Origin of the sequence: Terricaulis silvestris (assembly GCF_009792355.1) — a bacterium.
In the GTDB taxonomy this organism is placed as follows: domain Bacteria; phylum Pseudomonadota; class Alphaproteobacteria; order Caulobacterales; family Aquidulcibacteraceae; genus Vitreimonas; species Vitreimonas silvestris.
The window spans coordinates 1807184-1816127 of sequence record NZ_CP047045.1; the positions used below are offsets into that span (position 1 = coordinate 1807184).

Sequence of the window (8944 nt, forward strand, 5' to 3'; positions counted from 1 at the left end):
CCGAATGCCGCGTTCTGTTTGGAAAGGCCCGTTCGTCGACGGTTATCTGCTCTCGAAAGCCGAGAAGGCTTCGGGCAGCAGCCGTCGCGAGACCATCAAGACATGGTCGCGCCGCTCCACCATCATGCCGCAATTCGTCGGCCTCACGTTCCAAGTTCACAACGGCAAGCAATTCACGCCGGTGCTCGTGAGCGAGGACATGGTCGGCCACAAGCTCGGCGAGTTCGCGCCGACGCGTAACTATTTCGGCCACGGCGCCGACAAGAAGGCCAAGAGGAAGTGAGATGAGCAAGCCTAAATCTCCTCCGAAGCAGGCGACGAACGAAGCGCGCGCCGTGTTGCGCACGCTCCGTATCAGCCCGCAAAAGCTGAATCTGGTCGCGCAATCGATCCGTGGCTTGTCGGCTGAAAAGGCCGTCAACGAGCTGCGCTTCAGCCAGAAGCGCATCGCCAAGGACGTGCTGAAGTGCCTGAACTCGGCAATCGACAACGCTGAAAACAATCATGGCCTCGACGTTGATGGCCTGGTGGTTACGCAAGCGCACGTCGGCAAGAACATCACCATGAAGCGCATGCACGCCCGCGCCCGCGGCCGTGGCGTTCGCATCGAAAAGCTCTTCTCCCAAATCACGATCGTGCTGCGCGATACGACCAAGCAGCCCGAAAAAGCTGAGGCTGCCTGATGGGTCAGAAAGTCAATCCGATCGGCTTGCGCCTCGGCGTAAACCGCACCTGGGACTCGCGCTGGTACGCGAGCGGCGCCCAATTCTCGACGCTGCTCCATCAGGACATCGCGATCCGCAAGTTCGTGCGCGAAAAGCTGAAGGCCGCCGGCATCTCGAAGATCATCATCGAGCGTCCGCTGAAGAAGTGCCGCGTCACGGTTCACACCGCGAAGCCTGGCGTCGTCATCGGCAAGAAGGGCGCCGACATCGAGAAGCTGCGTAAGGAACTGGCGCGCATGGCGCCGGGCGCCGAAGTGCACCTGAACCTCGTTGAAGTCCGCAAGCCCGAAACCGACTCGATGCTCGTCGCCGAAGGCGTCGCCCAGCAGCTCGAGCGCCGCGTTGCGTTCCGCCGCGCCATGAAGCGCGCGATGCAGTCGGCCATGCGCTTGGGCGCGCAAGGCATCCGCATCAACGTTTCGGGCCGTCTCGGCGGCGCGGAAATCGCGCGTATGGAATGGTACCGCGAAGGCCGCGTGCCGCTGCATACGCTGCGCGCCGACATCGATTACGGCTTCGTCGAAGCGGACACCGCCTACGGCAAGATCGGCGTGAAGGTCTGGATCTTCAAAGGCGAGATCATGGAACACGATCCGATGGCGCAGGATAAGCGCTCGATGGAGAGCGGCGAAAGCCGTGAGCGCCGTGACCGCGATGATCGCGGCCCGCGTCCGCCGCGCGATGATCGCCCGGGCGCTGACCGCCCGCGTCGTGGCCGTCGTCCGCCGCGTGGCGCCGACGACGCCGCCCCTGAAGGGGAGGCATAATCCGCCATGATGCAGCCGAAGAAGACAAAGTTCCGGCGCGCCCATAAGGGCCGCATCAAAGGGAACACCAAAGGCGGCGCCGCTCTCAATTTCGGAGAGTACGGCCTGAAGGCGCTCGAGCCGAACCGTGTCAACGCACGCGAGATCGAAGCCGCGCGCCGGGCCATCACGCGCGAAATGAAGCGCCAAGGCCGCGTCTGGATCCGCATTTTCCCGGACGTGCCGGTGTCGCAAAAGCCGGTCGAAGTCCGCATGGGCAAGGGCAAGGGCGCTGTCGAATACTGGGCCGCGCGCGTCGCGCCTGGTCGGATCATGTTCGAAGTCGACGGCGTGCCGGAAGCGGTCGCTCGTGAATCACTGCGCCTCGGCGCCGCGAAGCTCTCGGTGCGCACCAAGATCATCGCCCGGATGGAGGGGCTCTGATGAAATCCGCCGAGAACGACATCAAGAACATCCGCGACAAGGATGCAGGCCGGCTCAAGGATGAGCTCGCTTCGCTGAAGAAGGAGCAGTTCAACCTGCGCTTCCAGCAAGCCACCGGTCAGCTCGAAAAGTCATCGCGCATTCGCGAAGTCCGCCGCGCCATCGCGCGCGTGCAGACCGTGCTGCGCGAAAAGTCACCGAAAGCGAAGGTTTAAGACATGCCGCGCCGTGTAATGACCGGAACGATCGTGAGCGACAAAGGCGACAAGACCGTCGTCGTGCAGGTGGAACGCACCTATCTGCACCCGCTGCTCAAGAAGACCGTCCGCCGGTCTGCGAAATTCCATGCTCATGACGAGCAGAACGCCTTCAAGACCGGCGAAAAGGTCAGCATCCAAGAATGCCCACCCAAGTCCAAGCTGAAACGCTGGGAAGTGGTGGGGCGCGTCGGAGCATAATTCTATGATCCAGATGCAAACCAACCTCGAGGTCGCCGACAATTCCGGCGCGAAGCGCGTCATGTGCATCAAGGTGCTTGGCGGCTCCAAGCGCCGCTACGCCACCGTGGGCGACATCATCGTCGTCTCGGTGAAAGAAGCGATGCCGCGCGGCCGCGTGAAGAAGGGCGATGTCCGTAAGGCGATCGTCGTGCGCGTGTCGAAGGACATCAAGCGCAAGGATGGCTCGACCATCCGCTTCGATTCCAACGCCGCTGTTTTGATCAACAATACGGGCGAGCCGATCGGCACCCGGATCTTCGGACCGGTTCCGCGCGAGCTTCGCGCCAAGAACCAGATGAAGATCATCTCGCTCGCTCCGGAGGTCCTCTAATGGCCGCCCGCATTAAGAAAGATGACGTCGTCATCGTGCTCGCCGGCAAGGACAAGGGCCGCTCCGGCAGAGTCCTGAAGGTGATGCCGAAGGACGAGCGCGTCGTTGTCGAAGGCGTGAACATGGCCAAGCGCCACACCAAGCCTGACGTCGCTCATCCGCAAGGCGGCGTGATCGCCAAGGAAGCGTCGCTCCACATTTCGAATGTGGCGCTGCGCGATCCGAAGACCGGCAAAGCCACGCGCGTCGGTTACAAGTTCGTGGGCGAGGGCGCCTCGAAGCGCAAGGTTCGCGTCGCGAAGGGTTCTGGGGTGCAGATCGATGTCTAAGGACCCAAAAGAAGCTCAAAAGCTGGCGAACATTGCCGCCAAAGCTGAGCGTAAAGCCGCTGCCGACAAGAAGGCCGCCGCGCCGAAGAAGGCGCGCACGCCGAAGCCGGCCGATTACACGCCGCGCATGAAGCAGCGTTACACGGCTGAGATTCGCGCCAAGCTGAAAGAAGAGTTCAAGTACACGAACCCGATGCAGATCCCGCGTCTCGAGAAGATCGTGATCAACATGGGTGTCGGCGAAGCTACCGCTGACTCCAAGAAGCTCACTTCCGCGATGGAAGCGCTGACGGCGATCGCCGGTCAAAAGCCGGTGGCGACGAAGGCGAAGAAGTCGATCGCGGCGTTCAAGCTTCGCGAAGGCATGCTGGTCGGCGCGAAGGTCACGCTCCGCAAGGACCAGATGTACGAATTCCTGGACCGCCTCGTCACCATCGCGCTGCCTCGCGTGAAGGACTTCCGCGGTCTGAACGGCAAGAGCTTCGACGGCCGCGGCAACTACGCTCTGGGCGTCAAGGAACACATCGTGTTCCCGGAGATCAATTACGACCAGATCGATCAGGTTTGGGGCATGGACATCGTCGTCTGCACGACCGCGCGCAGCGATGCTGAAGCCAAGGCCCTTTTGAAAGAGTTCGATTTCCCGTTCCGGAACTGATTGCGAAAGCGATCCACCCCAGAACGCATCGGGAGAGTAGAGAAGTATGGCGAAGACAAGTTCTATCGAACGCAACAAGAAGCGCGAACGCCTGGCGAAGAAGTTTGCCGCGCGCCGCATCAAGCTGCGCGCCCTCGCGCTGAACGAAGCGCTTCCTCTGGAAGAGCGTTTCGCCGCGCGCCTGAAGCTCGCGCAGCTGCCGCGCAATTCGTCGCCGACCCGCTATCGCAACCGTTGCGAACTGACGGGCCGCCCGCGGGGCTTTTATCGGAAGGTGAAGCTCTCGCGTATCGCCATGCGCGATCTGGCCTCCAAGGGCCAGATTCCCGGCATGATCAAGTCGAGCTGGTAAGGGGACACATCAGATGAATCTGAACGATCCCATCGGCGATCTAATCACCCGCATCCGCAACGCCCAGATGCGCGGCCGCTCGAAGCTGTCGACGCCGGCTTCAACCCTGCGCACCCGCGTGCTGCAGGTGCTGAAGGACGAAGGCTACATCCGCGATTTCCGTGACATCGAAAACGAAGGTCACAAGGAAATTGAGGTCGAGCTGAAGTATTTCGAAGGCGCGCCCGCGATCCACGAGATCCAGCGCGTGTCGAAGCCCGGCCGCCGCGTCTATTCGTCGATCAAAGATCTTCGCCTGGTCCGCAACGGCCTCGGCATTTCGATCATCTCAACGCCGAAGGGCGTGATGAGCGACAACGCCGCGCGCGACGCCAACGTCGGCGGCGAAATCCTCTGCGAGGTCTACTAAGATGTCCCGCCTCGGTAAAAGACCGATCCCGGCTCCCAATGGCGTCACCATCTCGGTGAAGGGCCAAGAGGTGAGTGTAAAGGGCCCGAAGGGCACGCTGAACTTCCGTGCGCACGACGACGTCGAAGTCGCCTTCGGCGACAACCAGCTCACGGTGAAGCCGCGTCACGAAACCGCCCGCGCTCGCGCGTTGTGGGGCACCACGCGCGCTGTGATCGCCAACAACGTCAAAGGCGTCACCGAGGGGTTCGAAAAGAACCTGGAAATGACGGGCGTCGGCTATCGCGCGGCGATGCAGGGCAAGAATTTGCAGATGCAGCTCGGCTACAGCCACGAGATCATCTACACCCCGCCGGAAGGCATCACGATTGCGGTGCCGAAGCCGACCGAAGTGAAGGTCAGCGGCATCGATCCGCAAGCCGTCGGCCAGGCAGCATCGGAAATCCGCTCCTATCGTCCGCCCGAACCCTACAAGGGCAAAGGCGTGCGTTACGCCGGCGAAAAAATCCGCCGCAAGGAAGGCAAGAAGAAGTAAGCCATGGTCCGGAAACTCAACCCCACCGACCGCCGCGCCCAACGCAACCGCAGCCGCGTGAAGAAAAACGCCGGCGAGGGCCGCTTGCGCCTGTCCATCTTCCGCTCGTCGAAGAACATCTCGGCGCAGCTGATTGACGACATCAAGGGCGTCACGGTTGCTTCGGCCTCTACGCTCGAAGAAGCCGTGAAGGCCAAAGGCTCGAACAAGGATGGCGCCGCCGCCGTCGGCAAGCTGATCGCCGAGCGCGCGATCAAGGCCGGCAAGAAGAGCGTCGTGTTCGATCGCGGCCGTTACATTTTCCATGGCCGCGTGAAAGCGCTGGCCGATGCCGCCCGTGAGGGCGGTCTCGAATTCTGAGGAAGACGCGATGACCGACGAAACAGCAGGCGGACCGCCGGCCGACGCGCCAGCCCCCGATCAGCAACGCCCAGCGCGCGGCCCGCGCGGCCCGCGTCGTGGCCCGGGCGGCGGTGGTGGTCCTGGCGGCGGACGTGGCGGTGGCCCAGGTGGCAATCGTGGCGGCCCGCGCCGTGACGACCGCAATCGCGGCGGCAACGAAGAGCGTGCTGAAGGCGAATTGGTCGACAAGCTCGTCGCCATCAATCGCGTCGCCAAGGTTGTGAAGGGCGGCAAGAACTTCGCGTTCGCCGCGCTCGTCGTCGTCGGCGACAAAAAGGGCCGCGCTGGGTTTGGCCACGGCAAGGCGCGCGAAGTGCCGGAAGCGATCCGCAAGGCGACGGAAGAAGCCAAGAAGTCACTCATCCGCGTGCCGCTGCGCGAGGGCCGCACCCTGCACCACGACGGCAGCGGCCATTGGGGCGCTGGCAAAGTCATGCTGCGTGCAGCGCCCGCCGGTAAAGGTTTGATCGCCGGCGGCCCGATGCGCGCCGTACTCGAAGTGCTGGGCGTCTCCGACGTCGTCGCCAAGTCGAAGGGTTCGTCGAACCCCTACAACATGGTGCGCGCCACGTTCGACGCGCTGAAGAAGCAAAGCTCGCCGCGCCAAGTCGCGAACCGCCGTGGCCTGAAGGTCGCCGACATCGTCGGCCGCCGTAAGGACGGCGCGAGCCTCGGCGAAGTTGCGGCGGAGGGTTGATAGATGGCGACCGCAAAGAAAACCGCGAAAGCCAAGAGCGGCGCCACTGTCAAGGTGCGCCGCATCGGCAGCCCGATCCGCCGCGAAGGCGATCAACGCAAGACGCTTCTGGGCCTCGGCCTGAAGCGTGCGAACCAAGTCGTTGAACTCCAGGACACGCCTTCGATTCAAGGCATGATCCGCAAGGTCCATCACTTGGTCGAAGTCGTGAAATAAGAGACGGCCTAGCCGTCGGAGCAAAGTACGATGAAACTGAACGAACTGGCCGATAATCCAGGCTCCACCAAGAAGCTGATGCGCGTCGGACGCGGCGTCGGTTCTGGCAAGGGCAAGACCAGCGGGCGCGGCGTGAAGGGGCAAAAGTCCCGCCGCGGCGTGTCGATCAATGGTTTCGAAGGCGGTCAGATGCCGCTGCACATGCGCATGCCGAAACGCGGCTTTAATCCGCTGAACCCCAAGAAGCATCAGTGGATCAACCTGACGACGCTGCAAAACGCCATCGATAACAAGAAGATCGATATCAAGGACGAGATTACCGAAGACGCGCTGGTGGAAGCCGGCGTGTTGCGCCGCAAGAAAGACGGCGTGCGCCTCCTTGCGCGCGGCGAGCTGAAAGCCAAAGTGAACATCACCGTTTCCGGCGCTTCCGCCGCGGCGATTGCCGCCGTGGAAAAGGCCGGCGGCAAAGTCACGCTGCTTAATCCGCCTGCAGCGGACGAAGCAGCCGCTTAAGGTTCGCTCTCCGGACGGGGAGTTTTCCGGCCTCGCCGGGATCAAGATTCGGAGCAGCACGCCCACATGGCTTCAGCCGCAGAACAACTAGCCGCCAATATCAACTTCGCGGCGTTCGCGAAGGCGACAGATCTTCAAAAGCGCATTTGGTTCACGATCATTGCGCTGGTCGTTTATCGCATCGGCACTTTCATCCCGATCCCTGGCATTGATCCGGCGGCGTTCGCCGCCGCGTTCCAGAGCCAGGCCGGCGGCATCCTCGGCATGATGAACACGCTCGGCGGCGGCGCCATCGAGCGTATGGCCATCTTCGCGCTGAACGTGATGCCGTACATCTCGGCATCCATCATCGTGCAGCTGATGGCGACATCGATCCCGTCGCTTGAGCGCTTGAAGAAGGAAGGCGAAGTCGGCCGCAAGCAACTCAACCAGTACACCCGCTACCTCACGCTGTTGCTGGCGATCTTCCAATCCTACGGCATCTCGATCGGCCTTTCTTCGAGCCCCGGCGTGGTCGCCAATCCCGGCGTCTTCTTCATGGCCTCCACCGTCATCACGCTGACGGGCGGCACCATGTTCCTGATGTGGCTGGGCGAACAGGTCACGGCGCGCGGCGTCGGCAACGGCATCTCGCTCATCATCTTCGCCGGCATCGTCGCGGAGATGCCGCGCGTCATCATGCAGACGCTCCAGCTCGCCGCCGCCGGCGACATCAACGGCTTTGCGCTGTTGGCCCTGACTGTGGTGATGCTCGCGGTCATAGTGTTCATCGTCTTCATCGAGCGCTCGCAGCGCCGGCTCGTGGTTCAGTATCCGAAGCGCCAGCAGGGCAACCGGATGTTTATGGGCGAAAGCTCGTTCCTGCCCCTGAAGATCAACACCGCCGGCGTCATTCCGCCGATCTTCGCCTCATCGCTGCTGCTGCTGCCGACGACGGTGGTGTCGTTTATGGGCATGGGCGCCGACACCCCCGAGTGGGTGAACACGATGCAGGCCTATATCGGCTACGGCCGGCCGGGCCACATGATCCTTTACGCGCTCGGCATCATCTTCTTCTGCTTCTTCTACACGTCGATCGTGTTCAACCCGGAAGAAACCGCTGACAACCTGCGCAAGTACGGCGGCTTCCTGCCCGGCATTCGTCCCGGCAAGAAGACGGCGGAGTATCTCGATTACGTGCTGACGCGCCTCACTGTGATCGGCGCCTTCTACATCACGGCGGTCTGCTTGTTGCCGGAGATCCTGATCAGCGCCTACAGCGTGCCATTCTATCTTGGAGGCACCTCGATCTTGATCGTCATATCGGTGACGCTCGATACCGTGGCGCAAATCCAGTCGCACCTTGTCGCGCACCAGTACGAGGGCTTGATCAAGCGCTCGAAGCTGCGTGGCTCGACCGGCGGCGGGATGATCAAGAAGTGAATCTGATCCTGTTCGGCCCACCCGCTGCGGGGAAGGGCACGCAGGCCAAGCGCCTCACCGCGGAACGGGGTTACGTTCAGCTCTCCACCGGCGACATGCTGCGCGCCGCGCGCAAGTCCGGCTCCGAACTCGGTCAGCGCGTCGCCGCCATTATGGATTCCGGTTCGCTGGTGTCCGATGAGATCGTGATCGCGCTGATTGAAGACGCGCTGGCGCACAACAAAAGCGCGCCAGGTTTCATCTTCGACGGCTTCCCGCGCACGGTCGCCCAAGCTGAAGCGCTGGACGCCATGCTCGCCAAGCACGGCAAGCAAATCGACCGCGTCGTTCGTCTCGAAGTCGATTCCCAGAAGCTGCTCGATCGCGTGGCCAAACGATTCGCCGAAGAAGGCCGCGCCGACGACAATCCCGAAAGCTTCAAAGTCCGGCTCGACGCTTATCTCGCGCAAACAGCACCGCTGGTGCCGTACTACGAGCGCCAAAACAAAATGCGCGGCGTCGACGGCATGGCCGATATCGACAGCGTCTCGCGCAGCATCGCCGGCGCCATCGACGCCTAAAACACCCATCCCCGGCGTGCGCGAGGCGCACTGCCGGGGACCATGAACACGAGAGCCTTGGAGGAGTCTCGCGGCGCGCACAGCCTTTGCGCTGCCGCGCTC

At 62.6% G+C, this 8944-nt stretch carries 18 protein-coding genes; all 18 read left to right on the forward strand.

Annotation, left to right across the window (positions count from 1 at the left end; translation table 11 throughout):
• Positions 1-4: 4 nt before the first annotated feature.
• Entirely contained in the window at positions 5-283 is a 279-nt protein-coding gene (rpsS, locus tag DSM104635_RS09130) for a 30S ribosomal protein S19 (protein WP_158765901.1), read from the forward strand.
• A 1-nt stretch (position 284) separates the two neighbouring features.
• Positions 285-683: a 50S ribosomal protein L22 gene (gene rplV / locus DSM104635_RS09135; RefSeq protein WP_158765902.1), complete on the forward strand. Its 399-nt coding sequence runs from the start codon at positions 285-287 to the stop codon at positions 681-683.
• A complete protein-coding gene (gene rpsC, locus DSM104635_RS09140; protein ID WP_158765903.1) occupies positions 683-1492 on the forward strand; it encodes a 30S ribosomal protein S3 in 810 nt (269 codons plus the stop codon). Before rplV ends, rpsC begins: the two co-directional genes overlap by 1 nt.
• A 6-nt stretch (positions 1493-1498) precedes the next feature.
• Positions 1499-1915: a 50S ribosomal protein L16 gene (gene rplP / locus DSM104635_RS09145; protein ID WP_158765904.1), complete on the forward strand. Its 417-nt coding sequence runs from the start codon at positions 1499-1501 to the stop codon at positions 1913-1915.
• Entirely contained in the window at positions 1915-2130 is a 216-nt protein-coding gene (gene rpmC, locus DSM104635_RS09150) for a 50S ribosomal protein L29 (RefSeq protein ID WP_158765905.1), read from the forward strand. Before rplP ends, rpmC begins: the two co-directional genes overlap by 1 nt.
• A gap of 3 nt (positions 2131-2133) precedes the next feature.
• Positions 2134-2373 carry a 30S ribosomal protein S17 gene (gene rpsQ / locus DSM104635_RS09155; RefSeq protein WP_158765906.1) on the forward strand — a complete coding sequence of 80 codons (240 nt, stop codon included), beginning with the start codon at positions 2134-2136 and terminating at the stop codon, positions 2371-2373.
• Positions 2374-2377: 4 nt separating this feature from the next.
• Complete coding sequence (gene rplN / locus DSM104635_RS09160) at positions 2378-2746, forward strand: 50S ribosomal protein L14 (protein WP_158765907.1); 369 nt, start codon at positions 2378-2380, stop codon at positions 2744-2746.
• The gene (gene rplX, locus DSM104635_RS09165; protein ID WP_158765908.1) at positions 2746-3075 is read left to right on the forward strand and encodes a 50S ribosomal protein L24; all 330 of its coding nucleotides are present in this window, start codon (positions 2746-2748) and stop codon (positions 3073-3075) included. The genes rplN and rplX overlap by 1 nt, the downstream gene beginning before the upstream one ends.
• Positions 3076-3202: 127 nt before the next feature.
• Entirely contained in the window at positions 3203-3733 is a 531-nt protein-coding gene (rplE, locus tag DSM104635_RS09170; protein WP_228446041.1) for a 50S ribosomal protein L5, read from the forward strand.
• Positions 3734-3779: 46 nt separating this feature from the next.
• The gene (rpsN, locus tag DSM104635_RS09175; protein WP_158765910.1) at positions 3780-4085 is read left to right on the forward strand and encodes a 30S ribosomal protein S14; all 306 of its coding nucleotides are present in this window, start codon (positions 3780-3782) and stop codon (positions 4083-4085) included.
• A gap of 13 nt (positions 4086-4098) precedes the next feature.
• Positions 4099-4494: a 30S ribosomal protein S8 gene (rpsH, locus tag DSM104635_RS09180; RefSeq protein WP_158765911.1), complete on the forward strand. Its 396-nt coding sequence runs from the start codon at positions 4099-4101 to the stop codon at positions 4492-4494.
• A gap of 1 nt (position 4495) precedes the next feature.
• Positions 4496-5029, forward strand: coding sequence for a 50S ribosomal protein L6 (gene rplF / locus DSM104635_RS09185; RefSeq protein ID WP_158765912.1), 534 nt, complete (start codon positions 4496-4498; stop codon positions 5027-5029).
• 3 nt (positions 5030-5032) lie between these two features.
• Complete coding sequence (gene rplR, locus DSM104635_RS09190; protein WP_158765913.1) at positions 5033-5389, forward strand: 50S ribosomal protein L18; 357 nt, start codon at positions 5033-5035, stop codon at positions 5387-5389.
• A gap of 10 nt (positions 5390-5399) precedes the next feature.
• Positions 5400-6128: a 30S ribosomal protein S5 gene (gene rpsE / locus DSM104635_RS09195; protein ID WP_158765914.1), complete on the forward strand. Its 729-nt coding sequence runs from the start codon at positions 5400-5402 to the stop codon at positions 6126-6128.
• A 3-nt stretch (positions 6129-6131) separates the two neighbouring features.
• Positions 6132-6344: a 50S ribosomal protein L30 gene (rpmD, locus tag DSM104635_RS09200; RefSeq protein ID WP_158765915.1), complete on the forward strand. Its 213-nt coding sequence runs from the start codon at positions 6132-6134 to the stop codon at positions 6342-6344.
• 30 nt (positions 6345-6374) lie between these two features.
• Positions 6375-6860 (forward strand): 50S ribosomal protein L15, encoded by a 486-nt coding sequence (gene rplO, locus DSM104635_RS09205; RefSeq protein ID WP_158765916.1) that lies wholly within the window; start codon positions 6375-6377, stop codon positions 6858-6860.
• A gap of 66 nt (positions 6861-6926) precedes the next feature.
• Positions 6927-8282, forward strand: coding sequence for a preprotein translocase subunit SecY (secY, locus tag DSM104635_RS09210; RefSeq protein ID WP_158765917.1), 1356 nt, complete (start codon positions 6927-6929; stop codon positions 8280-8282).
• Positions 8279-8842 carry an adenylate kinase gene (locus tag DSM104635_RS09215; RefSeq protein WP_158765918.1) on the forward strand — a complete coding sequence of 188 codons (564 nt, stop codon included), beginning with the start codon at positions 8279-8281 and terminating at the stop codon, positions 8840-8842. Before secY ends, DSM104635_RS09215 begins: the two co-directional genes overlap by 4 nt.
• The last annotated feature ends 102 nt before the right edge of the window (positions 8843-8944 follow it).

What these genes read in the sequence shown, in the direction of transcription:
- rpmC (WP_158765905.1), top strand. Translation starts at nt 1,915, where the DNA reads ATGAAATCCGCCGAGAACGACATCAAGAACATCCGCGACAAGGATGCA.
- rpsN (WP_158765910.1), top strand. Translation starts at nt 3,780, where the DNA reads ATGGCGAAGACAAGTTCTATCGAACGCAACAAGAAGCGCGAACGCCTG.
- secY (WP_158765917.1), top strand. Translation starts at nt 6,927, where the DNA reads ATGGCTTCAGCCGCAGAACAACTAGCCGCCAATATCAACTTCGCGGCG.
- rplV (WP_158765902.1), top strand. Translation starts at nt 285, where the DNA reads ATGAGCAAGCCTAAATCTCCTCCGAAGCAGGCGACGAACGAAGCGCGC.
- rpsC (WP_158765903.1), top strand. Translation starts at nt 683, where the DNA reads ATGGGTCAGAAAGTCAATCCGATCGGCTTGCGCCTCGGCGTAAACCGC.
- rpmD (WP_158765915.1), top strand. Translation starts at nt 6,132, where the DNA reads ATGGCGACCGCAAAGAAAACCGCGAAAGCCAAGAGCGGCGCCACTGTC.
- rplE (WP_228446041.1), top strand. Translation starts at nt 3,203, where the DNA reads ATGAAGCAGCGTTACACGGCTGAGATTCGCGCCAAGCTGAAAGAAGAG.
- rpsE (WP_158765914.1), top strand. Translation starts at nt 5,400, where the DNA reads ATGACCGACGAAACAGCAGGCGGACCGCCGGCCGACGCGCCAGCCCCC.
- rpsS (WP_158765901.1), top strand. Translation starts at nt 5, where the DNA reads ATGCCGCGTTCTGTTTGGAAAGGCCCGTTCGTCGACGGTTATCTGCTC.
- rpsH (WP_158765911.1), top strand. Translation starts at nt 4,099, where the DNA reads ATGAATCTGAACGATCCCATCGGCGATCTAATCACCCGCATCCGCAAC.
- rplO (WP_158765916.1), top strand. Translation starts at nt 6,375, where the DNA reads ATGAAACTGAACGAACTGGCCGATAATCCAGGCTCCACCAAGAAGCTG.
- rplN (WP_158765907.1), top strand. Translation starts at nt 2,378, where the DNA reads ATGATCCAGATGCAAACCAACCTCGAGGTCGCCGACAATTCCGGCGCG.
- rpsQ (WP_158765906.1), top strand. Translation starts at nt 2,134, where the DNA reads ATGCCGCGCCGTGTAATGACCGGAACGATCGTGAGCGACAAAGGCGAC.
- rplX (WP_158765908.1), top strand. Translation starts at nt 2,746, where the DNA reads ATGGCCGCCCGCATTAAGAAAGATGACGTCGTCATCGTGCTCGCCGGC.
- rplF (WP_158765912.1), top strand. Translation starts at nt 4,496, where the DNA reads ATGTCCCGCCTCGGTAAAAGACCGATCCCGGCTCCCAATGGCGTCACC.
- rplR (WP_158765913.1), top strand. Translation starts at nt 5,033, where the DNA reads ATGGTCCGGAAACTCAACCCCACCGACCGCCGCGCCCAACGCAACCGC.
- rplP (WP_158765904.1), top strand. Translation starts at nt 1,499, where the DNA reads ATGATGCAGCCGAAGAAGACAAAGTTCCGGCGCGCCCATAAGGGCCGC.